Annotated in this window: 12 protein-coding genes; 7 read left to right on the top strand and 5 right to left on the bottom strand. The window is 65.1% G+C overall.

The window, feature by feature from the left end; translation table 11 throughout:
- Position 1: 1 nt before the first annotated feature.
- Both IF10I1_RS00070 and IF10I1_RS00065 read right to left on the bottom strand, forming a co-directional pair.
- A complete protein-coding gene (locus IF10I1_RS00070) occupies positions 2–946 on the bottom strand; it encodes a hypothetical protein (protein ID WP_186391825.1) in 945 nt (314 codons plus the stop codon).
- Between the two features lie 69 nt (positions 947–1,015).
- Positions 1,016–1,972, bottom strand: a complete 957-nt coding sequence (locus IF10I1_RS00065; RefSeq protein ID WP_186391826.1) for a GNAT family N-acetyltransferase — start codon at positions 1,970–1,972, stop codon at positions 1,016–1,018.
- A gap of 261 nt (positions 1,973–2,233) precedes the next feature.
- Between IF10I1_RS00065 and IF10I1_RS00060 the strand changes: the two genes are divergently transcribed.
- The gene (locus IF10I1_RS00060; protein WP_050475247.1) at positions 2,234–2,581 is read left to right on the top strand and encodes an NHLP leader peptide family RiPP precursor; all 348 of its coding nucleotides are present in this window, start codon (positions 2,234–2,236) and stop codon (positions 2,579–2,581) included.
- 168 nt (positions 2,582–2,749) lie between these two features.
- Here the strand turns inward: IF10I1_RS00060 and IF10I1_RS00055 are convergent, their stop codons facing one another.
- Positions 2,750–3,775, bottom strand: a complete 1,026-nt coding sequence (locus IF10I1_RS00055) for a hypothetical protein (protein WP_186424293.1) — start codon at positions 3,773–3,775, stop codon at positions 2,750–2,752.
- A gap of 435 nt (positions 3,776–4,210) precedes the next feature.
- On the opposite strand from IF10I1_RS00055, the gene IF10I1_RS00050 reads away from it, so the two are divergent.
- From IF10I1_RS00050 to IF10I1_RS00025, 6 genes are all read left to right on the top strand, one after another.
- Positions 4,211–5,749, top strand: a complete 1,539-nt coding sequence (locus IF10I1_RS00050; RefSeq protein WP_186391828.1) for an efflux transporter outer membrane subunit — start codon at positions 4,211–4,213, stop codon at positions 5,747–5,749.
- Positions 5,750–5,764: 15 nt separating this feature from the next.
- On the top strand, positions 5,765–7,069 hold the full coding sequence (locus IF10I1_RS00045; RefSeq protein ID WP_094463937.1) for an NHLP bacteriocin system secretion protein: 1,305 nt from the start codon (positions 5,765–5,767) through the stop codon (positions 7,067–7,069).
- An 8-nt stretch (positions 7,070–7,077) separates the two neighbouring features.
- Positions 7,078–9,252: an NHLP family bacteriocin export ABC transporter peptidase/permease/ATPase subunit gene (locus tag IF10I1_RS00040; RefSeq protein ID WP_208977536.1), complete on the top strand. Its 2,175-nt coding sequence runs from the start codon at positions 7,078–7,080 to the stop codon at positions 9,250–9,252.
- Between the two features lie 7 nt (positions 9,253–9,259).
- A complete protein-coding gene (locus IF10I1_RS00035) occupies positions 9,260–11,956 on the top strand; it encodes an ATP-binding cassette domain-containing protein (RefSeq protein ID WP_186391830.1) in 2,697 nt (898 codons plus the stop codon).
- A 17-nt stretch (positions 11,957–11,973) separates the two neighbouring features.
- The gene (locus tag IF10I1_RS00030; RefSeq protein ID WP_186391831.1) at positions 11,974–12,495 is read left to right on the top strand and encodes a cyclic nucleotide-binding domain-containing protein; all 522 of its coding nucleotides are present in this window, start codon (positions 11,974–11,976) and stop codon (positions 12,493–12,495) included.
- A gap of 798 nt (positions 12,496–13,293) precedes the next feature.
- On the top strand, positions 13,294–14,169 hold the full coding sequence (locus IF10I1_RS00025; RefSeq protein WP_186424335.1) for a LysR substrate-binding domain-containing protein: 876 nt from the start codon (positions 13,294–13,296) through the stop codon (positions 14,167–14,169).
- Positions 14,170–14,202: 33 nt separating this feature from the next.
- Here the strand turns inward: IF10I1_RS00025 and IF10I1_RS00020 are convergent, their stop codons facing one another.
- Entirely contained in the window at positions 14,203–14,979 is a 777-nt protein-coding gene (locus IF10I1_RS00020; RefSeq protein WP_186424292.1) for an SDR family oxidoreductase, read from the bottom strand.
- Entirely contained in the window at positions 14,979–15,902 is a 924-nt protein-coding gene (locus IF10I1_RS00015; RefSeq protein WP_186424291.1) for a dihydrodipicolinate synthase family protein, read from the bottom strand. The genes IF10I1_RS00020 and IF10I1_RS00015 overlap by 1 nt, the downstream gene beginning before the upstream one ends.
- Between the last annotated feature and the right edge of the window lie 763 nt (positions 15,903–16,665).

Genomic DNA, 16,665 nt, shown 5'->3' with positions numbered 1-16,665 from the left:
CTCAATCGAGGGGCTTGTGGCTCTCCAGAATGCTGTCGGCCCACATGGCATAGGGGCGGAAGCGGCGGTCGAGCAGGCGGCAGACCTTGGCGCCTTCCGTTGTGGTGGGCTGCAGGATGAGGCTGGACTGGGAGCCGCGTATCTCTTCCAGCCGGGCCAGAAGCTCGCCCATCCCGGCAATCAGTGCAACATGCCAGTGGACGGACGGCGACAGCCAGCCGCAGGGCAATGTCCAGCGCCCGGGCGCCGAATGATGTTGCGCCAGAAGCCAGCCCAGAGGCTCTCCCCCGGCACCGAGGAGCACCTGCGAGACTTCCCGGTCCAGCCCGTCCTGCCACAGCTGCGGATCGGCCCAGGCGGGCAGGGCGTGGCGGGCGGTGAGCCGGGTCGTGGCAACGGAAAGGCCTGCCTCCTCGAGGGCGTCCAGACTGGCCAGAGATTTCAGAACGAGGCCCCGGCGCTGAAGCTGCTGCATCAGCATCCCGTGCTGCGGCAGGGCGTCGTGCCGTTCGCCTACGTGAAAGGCCATGCGCAGCCGCGCCTTGGCTGCAGGCTGCCAGCCGGAGGCGGCCAGCAGACCGGCGAAGGCCTCGCCCTGCGGCAGCCGTTCGGACCATTGGGTGGCGAGCTGCGTGCGCCCTTCCGCCTTCATTCTTGCGGCAAAGGCTTCCAGCAGGCGGAGCGCCAGACGCTGGCGGCGCAGAAGCGGCAGCACCATCACGGACAGAAGCTCCTGCTCGCCGGGCACCATGCTGCTGCGCCGGGACAGAAGCAGTCCTGCGGGAATGTCGCCCAGCCACAGGCCGAGATGGCAGTAGCGGTCCTGCTCCGCGCCGGTGATCCCGTCACGCAGCGTGGACGAAAGACCCTGCGCCGTCAGCGGCGCGAAGCGGAGCAGGTCGTCCGGCCTGCAAGGTCTGATCTCAATCGACTCCGTCAGATGCATCGATGGGGGCCTGGCTGGTGTCGGGGACATGCACGTGCTCACAGTGGTGTTGTACGGGCTCCGGAGCATTCAGTCTGCGCTGAATATGTATTCGCTCTCGAAGAGATAATCGGTGGAAGCTGCGTGGCTGCCGAAGTGCTTGTAGAGCATCTGCTCCATGCCCCCGGGCACATCGGCGGGCGGCTGGCAGATGAGGAGGGTGTCGGGTCCGGCCTCTTTCTCCAGCACCTGCACCAGCCGGGCAATGCCGCCCAGAAGCCAGCCCTGCTGGATGCGCTCGCGCACGACCCAGCCCTGCGGAATGTACCAGCGCTGGAAGGCGGATTGCTGCACGCACACAAGCCAGCCCTGAACCGCGCCCGTTCCGTCAAACAGGATCTGGCTGAGGCCTGCCCCTTCGCCTTGTGCCCAGTATGCGGGGTTGGACCACTCCGGCGCACGTCCCTGCGCAATCAGGTCCTGCCCCTCCTGCACAAGCTGCCGGCGCCTGGCGTCATCCAGAGCGTCGAGGCGGGTGCAGCGCAGCCCCTTGGCCTCCAGCCGCGTGAGGATGCGGTCGCGCGAGGGAAAGCCTTTCGGCCAGTCACCAATGCGCCAGGACATGCGGCGGCGCGAGACTTCGGGCTGGCCCCATCCGGAGGAGGCCAGCAGCCGGGCAAACTCGGCCGCGCGCGGCAGGCGGCTGGACCAGCGGGCATAGATGCCGCGCCGCCCGCCCTTGCGCAAGGTCTGGCTCAGCCGGGCCAGCAGCATCATGGCGATGCCCCGGCCACGCCACTGTGGTGCCACCATGATGGAGGTGAGCTCCTGCAGGCCGCCTTCGCCAGCACAGGAGAGGACCAGTCCGGCGGGCTCATCGCCGATGAAGGCGGCAAGGCGCAGCACACGCATGTCCTCAGTGGGCGCGGCAAGCATCCACTGCAGCGCGCCTGCGGTCAGCGCGGCAAGGGCCGGTGCTTCTTCGGGTCTGGTTTCGCGGATCTGCGGCACATGCGTGTCCAGATCCTGTGCTGTCATGGTGTCCATTCGGGCCTGCCGCCATAGACCGGCCGCCCCGCGGCAGCCCGGTTTGTCTGCCCTCTTACTACCGCAGGCGCGGCGGTTTGTTTTGGCACTTTTGAGGTCCAATCCGGCAGGGCCCGGTCCGCTGCGCCTATAACGGGGGCAGATGATTTCTGCAGCCTGGGCGCCATCTGACGATGAGCCTGCCCGGCGGGCAGGATGGCTTGCACGGCCTGCCCGACTGGCTGGCCCTGAATTGTTTTCCAAGACAGAGGCGGAGAGAAAATGTCCCACGTTCCCGATCCCATGACGCAGGCCCGTCAGCATATCGAGCGCGCGCTGATCGACACGGCGCAGTCCGACGAGGCCTTCCGCAAGCTGTTGCTGCAGGACCCGCGCGCGGCGCTGAAGCAGCTGATCGGCGTCGATCCGATCCCCGGTTTCAAGATCCGTGTGCTGGAAGAAGTGCCGGGCGAAGTGGTTCTGGTGCTGCCGCGCGCCATCGCGCAGGACGAGCTTCCGGATGAAATTCTGGACTATGCAGCAGGCGGCGCCGAGGGCAACCCTTGCCCGGACCCGCGCGGCGGACAGCGCGGCACCATCGTCAAGATCCGTCCTGCGTCCAGCAACTGACGGAAGCTTTCTTCTCCTGCTGCATGGCCGGGCTTGTCCCGGCCATCTGCAAGTCATTGATTTGTGTAGATCCTCGGCACAAGGCCGAGGAGGACGATGGAGAGGCCGAAGGGTTGTCAGCAAACTCAGGCGCCGGCCGTCTGGCTGGCGCCTTTTCTATGTCTGGAATCAGACAGTGGCGAGCAGGTAAGCGAAGTTGCCGGTCAGCCAGCTGTCCATCGCGTCCCAGGCACTCTGCCGGACTTCGATGTCGCGGCCGCCGCGTGCGTGCAGCTGAACGAGGCCCAGCGTTTCGGCCTGTTCCATCAGCAGGCGGGCGTGGGTTCTGGAAATGCCGGCATGTTCCGAGATGGATTCATAACCCATCTGGATGCGGCTGCTGCCGGTCTGGGCAGCCTCATGCAGCAGCATCAAAAGTGTAAGGTAACCGCCGTCCCGCTCGGCCAGCGCCGAAATGGAGCGGTGCTGCATCCGCATGCCGAAGTAATCCTGCAGCAGGGGGGCAAAGCTGCGGCGCCAGTTGCGGTGGCCTGCCGTTGCCGGGGCGATGCTGCGCTCCGACCAGGCCGGTGCCATCGGGTCGGCATGCTGGTGCTGGCTGCCATTTGCCTCGCCGCCTGTCTCGCCGGTATGGCTGAGGCGGGCCAGAAGCTGGCTGGCCGCCGCCGACTGCTCTCCCTGATCCGGCTGCAGGCACAGGGGAGACAGGTGCATCCCGGTGAAGAGCGCGTCAGCGGACCACATGCGGGCTGTCGGCATCAGGATGCTGATCCGCAGATCCTCTTCCGCCTTGCGCCGCTCGATGAAGCCATAGCGCTCGAAAATGGCCACCAGCGCTTCGATCCGGTTGCGGCTGGTCAGGCCCGACGAGGAGAGGCGCGCCTGAAGGCGCCCGAGTGTCAGCCAGCTGTCCCGGTCTTCCGGGTTCTGTGCGGCGCTCAGGCACAGGATAGCCTGAAACACCATGAAGCGGCCTTCCTCCAGCATCAGCCGTGCCAGCAGATAGTCACCGCGGAAGAGGGACACGAGGTTCTGGACAACGGCGTCGCGGACGGGGGGCGTGATGGTCTGCTGCCCGGCGTTGAGGATCTCAAGAGCTGCAGCGTTCTGAGGCTCCGTACCCTCCCACAGGCATCCAGCCGCGGCATGGAGCGTGCCCGGAACAGGGTGCTTGAGAGGGGCTGCAGCATTCATCAGGTGATCTCCAGACCGGCTTCCGCTGATCAGCACCTTGCGCTTGGCAAAGGCTTCGACGATCGCACGTACTCTGTCCGATATTGATACCACGTAATTTGATGTGCTGAAGTAGTGGAATATCAATGGCCGTTGATCTATGGCTTATCGGTTGTTATTTCATATATATCTATTCTTATGATTGTTGATATTCTTTTGGATGTGAGTATTTTTTATTTGTTTTTGTTTAATTTTCAGATGATTTTTTGCCGCCTTCAATAGTTCTCCTGCTTGATTTCGGGTGTGTATTGAACGCCGCCGGGATTGCCAGTGCCTGCTCTTTGATGCTGGATGCGGCTGGCGTTTTTTGGGTGCTTTCGGGGTTGCTCCGCCGCCGGGTGTTACGTGTTTGGGGAATGTGGGGCTGGTATGTGGCGTGTCGGGCGGCTTGGAGTGATGCGTAAGGGGATTTCGCTCCCGCTTGCCGGGGTGAGGCGCGCAGGGGCTGTGGGGCTTCTGGGTGCTCTGCTGTCCGGCTGCGCGCTGGTGGGCAATCCGCTTGTGCCGTCCGATGATTTTTCTCCGGCGATGCCGTCCGCCTATATCCATCAGGACCCGCGCAGTCAGGCGCTGATGCGTGCACCGGCTGCCGCGCCTGCCTTCTGGGCGGCCTTTGGCTCGCCGGAGCTTGCTGCGCTCGTTTCCCGTGCCGAAGAGGGGAGCAAGGATATTGCAGCCGCGATTGCCCGCGTCCGTCAGGCAGAATGGGGGGCGTTGCAGGCCGGTACGGGTCTTTTGCCGTCCGGTGCCCTGAGCGGGACAAGCACGACATTCCGGTCCTCTGCCACGGCGGCGGGGCTGGAAAGCGGACGCCTGCCGCAGCAGCAGCTGCGCCGTGCGGGCCTGTCTGCTTCCTGGGAATTGGACTTCTGGGGCAAGAATGCCGCGCTCTACTCCGCCGCGGCCCGCCGTGAGGAGGCGGGTGTCTTCGCGCTTGCCGCAACACGTCTGGCTGTGACGGCGGAAACGGCGCAGACCTATGTGACCGTGCTGTCCCTGCGTGACCGGCTGGCGATTGCACGGCAGAACCTCACGCTTGCCCGCAAGGTGATGGACAGCATCCGCGAGCGTGTGGAGGCAGGTTCTGCCACACAGGTGACGCTGGCCCAGCAGGAAACCGTGGTGCGCCAGCAGGAGGCCGCGATCGTCAGCCTCAGAAGGTCGGCGTTGCAGGCGGAACTGTCGCTGGCGCTGCTCGTGGGCACCCGTCCGGGGGATGTCAGCCTTGGCAAGGGCGGACTGAAAGGCCTGAAGCTGCCGCCGCTGACCGCCGGGCTGCCCTCGGATGTGCTGAGCCGCCGGCCGGATGTGCGTCAGGCCGAAGCGCAGATCCTAGCCGCCTCGCAGGATGTGGGCGCTGCCCGGGCGGCGATGCTGCCCAGCCTGAGTTTCTCGCTGCAGCGTGGCTTCGAGAGCCTGACCACGAGCACGCTGATCTCTCCCGCTTCCGGCGTTGCCAACTTCACCAGCCAGCTGACCCAGCCACTCTTCGATGCGCCCCGGCTGGCGGCGCAGATGAAGGGGGCCGAGGCCCGGCGGGAGGAGTTGATTGCCACCTACGAGCTGGCGGTTCTCTCCTCCCTGTCCGATGTGGAGAAGGCGCTGGTGGCGCTGAACACGAGCGGGGAGGAACTGGCAATTGCCGGAAAGGCCGTGGATGCGGCGCGCCGGGCCTATGAGCTGACACAGGAGCAGCTGGAGGCGGGGCAAGTGGACATGACGACGGTGCTGAACACCCAGCGGGAATATTTCTCCGCCTCTGACAGTCTGGAACAGCTGCGCCTTGCGCGCTTCCAGGCCGCCATCGCGCTTTACCGGGCGCTGGGCGGGGGATGGTCGCCGGAAGATGCAAGGCTGCTGATGCAGCCGAAGGAAACGCCGTCCGTAAGCGGAACGAAGACCGTAGCCGCCACAAGTGCGGCTGCGGCGCAGTAAGAGAAGGCAGGGGCCATGTCATCGCAACCGAGCCCGGCGCCGCAGGACGGCGCGTCCAATCAGGCCATCCGGCTGTTCCGGCAGGCGGCGCTGGACCGGCTTTCCTCTCCCGAGCAGCTGGACCAGCTGATCTCGCTGACGCGCCCGCGCGACCTGCTGGCCATGCTGACGCTGTTTGCCCTCATTGCGCTGGCGATTGGCTGGTCCATTCTGGGCCGTGTGCCCGAACGGGTGAAGGGGTCGGGCATTCTGATCACCACGGGTGGGCGCGTTGTGGATGCGGTGGCGACGGGTGACGGCACGCTGACGGATATTCTGGTGGAGGTCGGCGGCGGCGTGCAGCAGGGGCAGGTGGTGGCACGGGTGATCCAGCCCGCCCTGCGCCAGCAGCTCGACAACATCAACGCGGTGATTGCGGAGCGCAAGGCGCTTCTGGAGGAACTGAAGGGGCAGGTGGCGGAGCGCACCCGTGCCGCCGATCAGACGCAGGCCGCCCGCGTCAACGCCCTGACCATGCGCGTCAGCGATGCGCAGGAGCGGGTGCGGGTGCTGGACGAGCAGGAAAAGCGCGACACGGCGCTGTTCGACCGGCGGCTCATCACCTGGCAGCAATTGCTGGAAACCCGCAGGGCGCTGGCCGAGGCGCGGCAGAGCGAGCTGGAAGCGCGCAGCCAGATCTCGCAGGTGGAAAGCGACGCCATCGTGCAGCGCAATTCCAACGACCGGGACATCCGCTCCTCCGAGGAACGGCTGGCAGATGCAGAACGGCAGAAGGCCGAGCTGGAAATCCAGCTGCGCCAGCAGGAGACCATCACCAGCCCGGCAAATGGCCGCGTGGTGGAATGGAAGGCCGTGCCCGGCACCCGCATCGCGCCGGGGCAGGCGCTGCTGAGCATCGAGAGCGGGGCGGCCGGGCTGGAGCTTCTGCTGTACCTTCCGCCCAATGATGGCAAGCGCGTGGTTTCCGGCATGCCGGTGCAGATCGCCCCCTCCACGGTGCGGCGCGAGGAATATGGCATGATGGAAGGCACGGTGGCGGCGGTTTCCGACTTCCCCACCACGGCCCAGGCGATGCAGGCCATCCTGCGCAATGACCAGTTGGTGCAGAGCTTCTCGTCCAAGGGCGCGCCCTTTGCCGCGCGTGTGCTGCTGACACCGGACGCCAATACGCCGAGCGGTTTCGCCTGGAGCGGTGGTTCCGGGCCTGAGCAGCAGTTCAGCAGCGGCTCGATGGCCGAAGCGGAAGTGACCGTCGCCTGGCGGCGCCCGATCAGCTACGTCATTCCCTGGCTGCGCAAGGTCTCGGGGCTGGCAGGGTGAGCGGCCTCATGAGCACGGACACGCCCCCCAGCCCTGCAAAGCGCCGCCGCAAGGCCACGCCGTCCATCCTGCAGATGGAGGCGGTGGAATGCGGTGCGGCCAGCCTTGCCATGATCCTCGCCCATCACGGCGCCTGGATTCCGCTGGAACAGCTGCGCGTTGCCTGCGGCGTTTCGCGTGATGGCTCCAAGGCCAGCAGCCTGTTGAAGGCTGCCCGGCAATATGGCTTCACCGCCAAGGGCTTCCGCAAGGAGCCGGAGGCGCTGACCGATCTGCCCTGGCCCGCCATCCTGCACTGGAACTTCAACCACTATGTGGTTTTCGAGGGCATGACGGAGACCCATGCCTATATCAACGATCCGGCGCTGGGGCCGCGTGTCATCACCCGTGAGGAGCTAAGCGAAGCCTTCACCGGTGTGGTCCTGACCTTCGAGAAGACGGATGCCTTCCGCAAGACGCGCAAGCCCGAGGGGCTGCTCTCCGCCTTCCGCGCGCGTGTTTCGTCCTCGCACGGAGCGCTGTGGCTGATCGGGCTTCTGAGCCTTGCGCTCGTTATTCCCGGCGTGGTGCTGCCGGTCTTCGCCAAGATCTTCGTCGATGGTATCCTGATGCAGCAGCAGGAGCATCTGACGCGTCCGCTGCTGATCGCGCTGGGTCTGACGGCCCTGATCAAGACCGGCCTTACATGGCTCAGATCCTCGCTGATCCTGAGATTGCGCACCAAGCTGACGATTTCCGGTGCGGGCGCCTTCGTCTGGAGGGTGCTGCATCTGCCCATGTCCTTCTTCTCCCAGCGCAGCGCCGGTGAGATTGCGTCCCGCGTCGAGGCAAGCGAACGGGTGGCGGAGGTCATCTCTGCCGACATGGCCAATGCGGTGCTGAACTGGGGTACGCTCGCCTTCTTTGCCGTGGTGCTGGTCAGCTATGATCCGGTGCTGGGTGCGCTGACCATTGCGCTCAGCCTGCCGAACCTCGTGGTGCTGCGCGTGGTGCAGGAGCGGCTGAAGCAATCCTCCATCCGCCTCGCGGTGGAGCATGGCAAGCTTGGCGGCACCACGGTCGGCCTCATCTACAACATCGAGACCATCAAGGCCTCGGGCCTTGAAACCTCCTCCTTCGGGCGCTGGGCGGGCATTCATGCAAGGCTGCTCAATGCGGTGCAGGAATCGGGCTCGCGGGCGCTGATCACCTCGCTGGCCCCGGCGCTGCTCACCGGCCTGGTGGATGTGGCCATTCTGGGCGCGGGCGCCTTCCGCGTGATGCAGGGCGCAATGACACTCGGCGATCTCGTGGCCTTCCAGCTTCTGGCCGCCAGCTTCTCCGCGCCGCTTGTCAGCCTCGTGGCCCTGTCGCCGAAGCTTGCCAACATCCGCGCCGATCTCAACCGCGTCGATGATGCCATGCGCAACCAGCCCGATCCGCTGACGCAGAGCCCGGCCGGTGGCGCTTCCCGCCTGATGAGCGGCGCGCTGGAAGTGGATGCCATCCGCTATGGCTACAATCCGCTGGATGAGCCGCTGTTCGAGCGCATTTCCCTTTCCGCCCGTCCGGGCGAACGCATCGCCCTTGTCGGCCGCTCGGGCTGCGGCAAGTCCACGCTGGGGCGGCTGATCTGCGGGCTTGTGGCGCCCTGGGAAGGGGAAATCCGCCTCGATGGCGTACCCCTTTCCCAAATGGACCAGTTTCAGCGTGCGGCGAACATCGCCTATGTGGATCAGGACATCTTCCTCTTTGAAGGCACCGTGCGCGAAAACCTGACGCTGTGGAACCCGGATGTGCCGGATGATGCCATCACCCGGGCGCTGGAAGATGCGGCGATCCTTGATGACATCGTGTCACGACCCGGTGAGCTTGATGCCCATGTGGAGGAGGGCGGGCGCAACTTCTCCGGCGGTCAGCGCCAGCGGCTGGAACTGGCCCGGGCCCTTGTCGGCGACCCGGCCATTCTGGTGCTGGATGAAGCCACCGCTGCCCTCGACCCGCAGACGGAAAAAGCCATCGATGACAACCTGCGCCGCCGTGGCTGCACCTGCATCATCATCGCCCACCGGCTCAGCACCGTGCGCGACTGCTCGGAGATCATCGTGATGGAGCGGGGCGAAATCGTCGAGCGCGGCACCCATGACAGCCTGATGGCCGCCAATGGGGCCTATGCGGATCTCATCCAGACGGGGGCGCAGTGAGGCGGACATGACACAAGACTCCCATCCCGCTCTGGCTTCTGGTGCTTACCTGCCCTCCGGCAGTGCCCATCCGCATGTGCTTGATGACCCGGCACAGTGGATCATCATCGAGCGCGGCTATCTCGATGTGTTCGCCGTCTTCGGCGCGCCGCTGGAAGGCCGCCGCCTGTTCCTGTTCCGGCTGGAAGAAGGGGCGCTTGCGCGTGGCATCGCCGCTGCTGCGCTGAGCGATGGCCGCAGCCTGGCCCTTGTTGGCGTTGGCGGTGCGGACAGCGCCTTGCGCCGCTGTGCCCCCGGCGAGCCGGTGGCCGCAGAGGCGGTGCAGCGCTGGCAGGAGGTTCTGGCCCAGGCTGCGGACCTGCCGCCGGTGCCTGATGACGCGGCAGAAGGCGGTGAACGCAGCGACGCCGTGCTGCTGCTGGCGCTGGCCAACAGCCTTGCCGAACGCGAAGCCTTGCGCAGCCAGCACGACTGGCGCAGCGAAAGGCGCAAGCTGGGCGAAGCGCGCAAGACGCAGGCTCTCTCGGAACTCGCCTCTGCCGCCGCCGGGCATGCAATCGAGGCGGCCGTCACTCCGGCCGCTGCCGAAGATCCCGATCCGCTGCGCTCCAGCCTGTTGCGCATCTTTGGTGCCCTGAAGGTTGCGCCGAAGCTGGAAGCCTTTGACACGCCGGGCGGGCTGGAGGAGGGACGCAGCCGCCTCGACATCATCGTCTCGCGCCACCAGATGACCCGGCGCACGGTGCTGCTGCGGCCCGGCTGGACGCTGCTGCCCGGCCTGCCGCTGATCGGCTTCATGGGCGAAGAGCGCCGTCCCGTGGCGCTGCTGTTCCGCAAGGGGTGCTGGCATGTGCATGACGGCCCGCGTGTGACGCCGATTGCCAGCGACGGCACGGAAGGCAGCGGCACCGCTGGCCTTGCGGCCGATGCGGTGCAGATCTATCCCGCGCTGCCCGCCAGATCCCTGCGCTTCCGGGACCTCTTTGCCTTCGGCTTCGCCAGCCTTGCGGCGGACCGGGTGCGGCTGGTGCTGCTGATGCTGGCCGCCGCCATTCTGGCAACGCTGGTGCCTTATGGCTCGCGCTTCCTGGTCAGCGACGCGATCCCCTATGCCAATCTCAACCTCACCTGGGTGATCATCGGCGGATTGCTGGCCGCAGCGCTGGCGCGGGCGGTGCTTGATGCGGGCAAGGGGCTGACCATGCTGCGCTCCGAACTGGGTTTTGAAAGCCGCCTGCAACCGGCGATGCTGCTACGGCTGCTGCGGCTGCCGCCCGCCTTCTTCCGCCGCTATGCGGTGGGCGACATTTCCGACCGTGTGCTCGGCATTCAGGCGGCGCGTGAGGTGATCACCTCCAGCTTTACGAGCGCGGCGGCGAGCAGCGTGTTCTCCATCATCAGCCTCGTGCCCATCCTCACGGTGGACAAAAGGCTGGCGCTGATCGTGCTGCTGCTGGCGGTGTTCATCGGGCTCATCAACGTGGCGATCAGCTACCGCGCGCTCATTTACGAGCGCCAGCGCATGGCGCTGAAAGGGCGGATCGAGAGCTTCGTGGTGCAGATGCTGATGGGCGTCACCAAGCTCAAGGCCTCTGCCAGCGAGGCGATGGGCTTTGGCCGCTGGTCGGGCCTTTTCGCGCAGAACATGCGCCATGCGGTGAAGGCCGGGCGCTGGACCAATCTGCAAGGCGCAGCCGATGCCCTCCTGCCGCAACTCGCCACCATCGTGCTCTATGCCATGATCCTCTATTTCCTGAAGGCGGATATGGAAAAGGCGGCGAGCGGCGGGGATGCAGGGAAAGGCTTCTCGCTGGCGGACTTCATCACCGTCTCGACGGCCTTTGCCCAGGTGCTTGGCGGCATTTCGGCGCTGGCCGGGGCGCTGATCCAGTCGCTTTCTGCGGTGCCGCTGATCGAGCGCGCCGGGCCGATCATCGAGGCCGTGCCGGATGCACCGCCGCCGGAAAGCCGCCCGGTGAAACTGTCCGGTGCCATCGACATCCGCAATGTCTCCTTCCGTTATTCGGAGAAAGCCCCGCTGGCGCTCAACGAGCTGAGCGTGCGCATCGGCAAGGGCGAGTTCGTTGCCATCGTCGGGGCATCTGGCTCCGGCAAATCCACGCTCCTGCGGCTGCTGCTCGGCTTCGACCGGCCGGAGCTGGGCGACATCTTCTTCGATGGCCATTCCCTCAGCCGGCTGGATCTGGCGCAGGTGCGCCGCCAGATCGGCGTGGTGCTGCAGCATGGCCGCATCATGGCCGGCAGCATCCATGACAATATCGCAGGCGAGAGCGGCCTCGGTATGGATGCCTCGCTGGAGGCGGCGAAGATGGTCGGCCTCGACAAGGACATCGAGCAGATGCCCATGGGCCTGCACACGGTGATGCTGGACGGCGGCGGCACGCTGTCGGGCGGCCAGCGCCAGCGCATTCTTCTGGCGCGGGCGCTGATCAGCAAGCCGGCCGTGCTGTTCCTCGATGAGGCGACAAGCGCCCTCGACAACCGCACGCAGGCCATCGTCACCGAAACCCTGCAGCGGCTGCCGGTGACAAGGCTCGTCATCGCCCACCGGCTCAGCACCATCGAAAGCGCCGGCCGCATCATCATGCTCGACAAGGGGCGGGTGGTGGAGACCGGAAGCTACGCCGAACTCATGGCACTCAATGGACATTTTGCGGCGCATGCCCGCCGCCAGCTGGTTTGAACTGAGGACGGATTTTCATGCGCAAGGTTCTTTACATACTGGGTCAGCTGGATGACGCGGACATCGCCTGGATGGCCCAGACCGGCGAGCGCCGGACCGTGGCTGCGGGCGCCATGCTCATTCAGGAAGGCCGCGCCACGGCGGATCTCTTCATCGTGCTGGACGGGCAGGTGGATGTGCAGGTGACCGGTGTCGGCACCGTCGCCAGCCTGTCGAGCGGCGAAATCCTCGGCGAAATGTCTTTCGTCGACAAGGTGCCGCCCTCGGCCACCGTCGTGGCCGCCCGCGATACCCGCGTTCTGGCACTGGAGAAGCGCCGCATCGAGCAGCGGCTGGAGGAGAATGCAGCCTTCGCCGCCCGCTTCTACAAGGCACTGGCCGTGTTTCTGGCCGACCGCCTGCGCACCACGACCCTGCGCGGCAAGGGGGGCGGCAGCCAGGCCGAGGATGAGCTGGATGACATGGTGCTGGACGGGGTCTCCATGGCCGGGCTCCGCTTCCAGCACCTTCTGGAAATCCTGAACGGCGGCAACGGCTGACAACAAGCCTTTGGCACCCTCAGGTAAAAGGCCGTGCAGAGGTGGGTCAGCACGGTCTTTTTGGCGTCTGGATTGGCGTTGGAGGGAGGCGGGGATTCACACATCAGCTTCGGAGACCGCCCGCAGTGATGTATCGGATCTGTGGCAGGTCTCTCCGCTCCCCTCCCCCTGGTGGGGAGGGGTAAGGGGTGGGGGGCTCTCAGCCTGCAAGCGTTTGAAAAATGAACCTTTTCCTGAAGAGGCTTCAAGAGGAGCGGCTCGCCGGAACCAATGAGTGCTCTGCCAGACTGAAAGGCTTTTCCCCCCCCACCCCTAACCCCTCCCCACGAGGGGGAGGGGGGCTGAAACGCCATGCCGAAGTGACCAGATTGCAGCCTTTCCCCAAACCGTCTCCGGCTTCGTGCAAGATGTGTGCATCCAGTAGCTCTAGGAGGGAGAGGGGCGCTGCGGCTTCAGGCGGTTTCTTCCTCTTCCTTTGAATGCGTTTCTCTCACCTGCCGCGCCGCCCGTTCTTGCCATCAGTCAGGCCTATGTCTTGCTGCAGGTGCTCCGGCAAGGCATCCTTGCGGGGAACCCAGACCCTGTGCTGGTCTTCCAGTCTTGCGGATGTGGCGGCTTCCTGCGTGGAAGAGGCCGCCAGAAGCTTGAGAACAAGACGGAAAATCAGGTTTCCCGCGCTGCCTTGGAGCGTCATTTCGGTTCATGTCCCGGTTGAAGTTGCCCACACCATACGTTTGATGCATTCTTCCGATCCAATCAAAGCTCACGCAGTTATCATAAGGCCAGCTTGTGTCAGATTTGCCTCCTCTGGCGGCACTCCGCGTTTTTGAGGCCGCCGCCCGCCATTGCAACTTCACCCGGGCCGCCGAAGAGCTGGGGATGACGCAGGCCGCCGTCAGCTATCAGATCAAGCTGCTGGAGGAGCGTTCCGGCGGGCCGCTGTTCCTCCGGAAATCCCGTCAGGTGGAACTGACGGAACTGGGCCGCCGTCTCGCCGGGCCGGTGACGGAGGCCTTCGACCTTATCCGCGGGGCGTTCTCCAGCGTCCGGCAGGAGGCGCAGGGCGTGCTGGTGATCAATTGCGGCCCCACCTTTGCGGCCCGCTGGCTGGCCCAGCGGATTGGCACCTTTCAGCTGCAGCATCCCGAGCTCGCCGTGCGGTTTGATGTGTCAAACCATCAGGTGGACTTTGCCCGCGAGGCGGTGGATGTGACCATCCGTGCCGGGCTTGGCAACTGGCCGGGGCTGGCGGCGCATATGATCAAGCCAGCGCCTTTCACGCCCATGCTCAGTCCCCGCCTTGCTGCCTCCATCGGCGGAGTCCGGGAACCGGCAGACCTTCTGAAGCTGAAGATCATCGACCCGAGCGATCCCTGGTGGCGTGTCTGGTTTACGTCGGCAGGGCTTGAGAACGTCGCTCTTGATGCCCGTTCGCGCTCGCAGATGGGCGCGCAGGTGCTGGAGGCGCAGGCAGCGGTGGCGGGACAGGGAGTGGCCATTCTCACGCCGGACTTTTACCGGGAAGAGCTGGAGCGCGGCCTGCTGGTGCAGCCCTTTGATCTGGTGGCCAGCAATGGCGAATCCTACTGGCTGGTCTATCCGGAAGGCCGCAGGAACAACCGCAAGATCCGCGCCTTCCGGGAGTGGATCGTCAAGGTCGCGGGGGAAGCGTGACCGGAACGGCTTCTCCGGTCACGCCCTGGCCTGTCAATGGCTGCGGGTGGCCCCGCCATCCACACGGATCAGCGAGCCGGTGACATAGGACGCCCGCTCCGAGGCGAGGAAAGCCACCATGGCGGCAAACTCGTCCGGGCGGCCGTAGCGGCCAACCGGAATGGCTTCCGCAGAGGCGCGCGCCACCTCTTCCACCGGCTGGCCGGTGCGCTTGGCAGCCGCCGCATCCAGTTCCTCAAGCCGGGTGGTGAGAATGCGGCCCGGCAGCACCACGTTGACGGTGACCCCATCCCGGGCAACTTCGGCGGCCAGGGTCTTCGACCAGCCGGTGACGGCAGCGCGGATGCCGTTGGAAAGCGCCAGATTGGCAATCGGCTGTTCCACGCCGGAGGATGCAACGGTGATGACGCGGCCCCAGCCCTTCTTCTGCATCTGCGGCACAAGGCGGCCCGACAGATGGAAGAGGTTGGCAGCCATCGCCTCGAAATGCTGGATCCACAGGCTGCGGTCCATGGTCAGGGCCGGGCCGGGGGGAGGTCCGCCAATGTTATTGACGAGAATATCGACCCCGCCTTCCGCCAGCAGCTTGTCCAGCGCCGCGTCAATGGCGGAGAGATCTGTGAGGTCCAGCTTCAGCGGCGTAACCTGCGCGCCGGCAATCTCAGCGGCCCAGGCTTCGATGGCCTCGCTGGTGCGGGCCGCGGCGATCACATGCGCGCCTTCCCGGGCGAGTTCCTCGGCAATCGCCCGGCCAAGGCCACGGCTTGCACCCAATACGAGGGCGCGCTTGCCCTTCAGTCCAAGATCCATCAGTTCAACTCCTTCAGACGCTTTTCAAGGCGGGCCATCAGCCGGTCCACTTCCGCACGGGACAGGGGATCGAGCGGCGCACCGGGTTTGCGCAGGGCAGGGCTTGCCAGAATGCCGCGCCGGTACATGATGTATTTGCGGATGGCGAGACCGGCGCCGGGCTGCTGTTCCATCCGGGCCAGCGGCAGATAGGCATCGAACAGATCCCGGGCCCGCTCCATATCGCCCTTGCGGTGGTTTTCAACGACGCCCGCCATCATTTCGGGATAGGCAAAGCCGGTCATGGCGCCATCGGCACCCCGTTCCATCTCTTCCGGCAGGAAGACGCCGCCATTGCCGCACAGGATGGAGATGCGCCGGTTCAGCGTGCCCTCCTTGCGCAGGGCGGTGATCTTGGCCAGCCCCGGCCAGTCCTCATGCTTCAGGCAGACGGCGGTGGGCAGGGCATTGAAGATGCGGGCGAGCGCCGGAACGGAGATCTGCACGCCCGTCACGAGCGGGAAGTCCTGCAGCACGAAGGGGGTATCTCCGAGGAACTCGACCACCTGCATATAATAGGTGACGATCTGGTCGTCGGTGCGCAGGGAGCCGGGAGGGGCAACCATGACACCGGCCGCGCCCATATCCATGACGCGGGCGGTGAGGTCCTGCATCTGCGCAAAGCCGGGCGCCGAGGCGCCAACCACGACCGGCACCCTTCCATCCACCCGCTTCATTATATGGCGCACGATGGCTGCGGACTCGTCCGAAGTCAGCTTCGGCGCCTCGCCCATGATGCCCAGCAGTGTCAGTCCGGTGGCGCCTGCATTCAGATAATGGTCGACCATGCGGTCGCAGCTGTTGAAGTCAATGTCACCCGTCTCGGTGAACGGCGTGGCGGCGATCACATAGACCCCGCTGGCCGCTTCTGTCAGTCGTGTCATTGGTGTTTCCCGTGATGCTGGCCGTCGTCCGGCCGATGGAAAGGCAGACTGCATTTTTCAGCTGCAGCTGTCAGCAGAAACCGGCGGCTGGGGGCTCAAGGGCAGGGCTTAACAGAAGGTTTATGCAGCAGGATCAGCAGGTTCTGCCGGGAGCGGGCTGGCCGCAAAGTTTTTTGAAGGAGCCTGTTGAAAACTGTCATACCCCTTGCAGCCGCAGAATTCTGCGGGGTTGAGGGGTGGGTGCGGGGAGGTTGTCCACATGCCGCCGTCAAAAATTCATCCGCCTCGCAAAAAATCGTCACGAAAGCGATTGACCGGTCCGGTGGGTCTGCGTATAAGCCTGTTCATCGACGGCGGCAACGTCGCTGGCGGCGGGGACGCTGTTCCCGAGACTTCCCGACAGGGTGGCTTTGGTGGCCGGATGAGAGTTCGGTAGCGGGTTTCTGTTGGGTGATGAACGCGCAAGTGTTCAGTTCTTTGACAATTAGATATTTGAAGGAAGGGAAACGCGGCCGGCGTTGACTTTGCGCTTCGGCGAGACCAGCGATGGTTTTGCTAAGAAGCAAGGGTTACGGACAGGTACGTTTCTTTTTCGGAAAAGAAGCAAGGAAGACACATTTTGGCCGAGAGGTCGAGATGGTCTCTGTCGAGTTTCTGGCGCTGAGAAGTGTCAGGGAACTTTGAGTGCTTTATGCAGCGATTGAGAATTGGTGCCTGTGATTGAACTTTTGTTTAACCTGAGAGTTTGATCCTGGCTCAGAAC

This window comes from Pannonibacter sp. I15F10I1 (genome assembly GCF_900185665.1).
GTDB lineage: Bacteria > Pseudomonadota > Alphaproteobacteria > Rhizobiales > Stappiaceae > Pannonibacter > Pannonibacter indicus.
This window is presented reverse-complemented; position numbering and strand designations above follow the sequence as displayed.

Bases quoted from the DNA above. Each gene is read 5' to 3' on its own strand.
- IF10I1_RS00070 (WP_186391825.1), bottom strand. From the start codon at position 946: ATGCATCTGACGGAGTCGATTGAGATCAGACCTTGCAGGCCGGACGAC.
- IF10I1_RS00065 (WP_186391826.1), bottom strand. From the start codon at position 1,972: ATGGACACCATGACAGCACAGGATCTGGACACGCATGTGCCGCAGATC.
- IF10I1_RS00060 (WP_050475247.1), top strand. From the start codon at position 2,234: ATGTCCCACGTTCCCGATCCCATGACGCAGGCCCGTCAGCATATCGAG.
- IF10I1_RS00055 (WP_186424293.1), bottom strand. From the start codon at position 3,775: ATGAATGCTGCAGCCCCTCTCAAGCACCCTGTTCCGGGCACGCTCCAT.
- IF10I1_RS00050 (WP_186391828.1), top strand. From the start codon at position 4,211: ATGCGTAAGGGGATTTCGCTCCCGCTTGCCGGGGTGAGGCGCGCAGGG.
- IF10I1_RS00045 (WP_094463937.1), top strand. From the start codon at position 5,765: ATGTCATCGCAACCGAGCCCGGCGCCGCAGGACGGCGCGTCCAATCAG.
- IF10I1_RS00040 (WP_208977536.1), top strand. From the start codon at position 7,078: ATGAGCACGGACACGCCCCCCAGCCCTGCAAAGCGCCGCCGCAAGGCC.
- IF10I1_RS00035 (WP_186391830.1), top strand. From the start codon at position 9,260: ATGACACAAGACTCCCATCCCGCTCTGGCTTCTGGTGCTTACCTGCCC.
- IF10I1_RS00030 (WP_186391831.1), top strand. From the start codon at position 11,974: ATGCGCAAGGTTCTTTACATACTGGGTCAGCTGGATGACGCGGACATC.
- IF10I1_RS00020 (WP_186424292.1), bottom strand. From the start codon at position 14,979: ATGGATCTTGGACTGAAGGGCAAGCGCGCCCTCGTATTGGGTGCAAGC.
- IF10I1_RS00015 (WP_186424291.1), bottom strand. From the start codon at position 15,902: ATGACACGACTGACAGAAGCGGCCAGCGGGGTCTATGTGATCGCCGCC.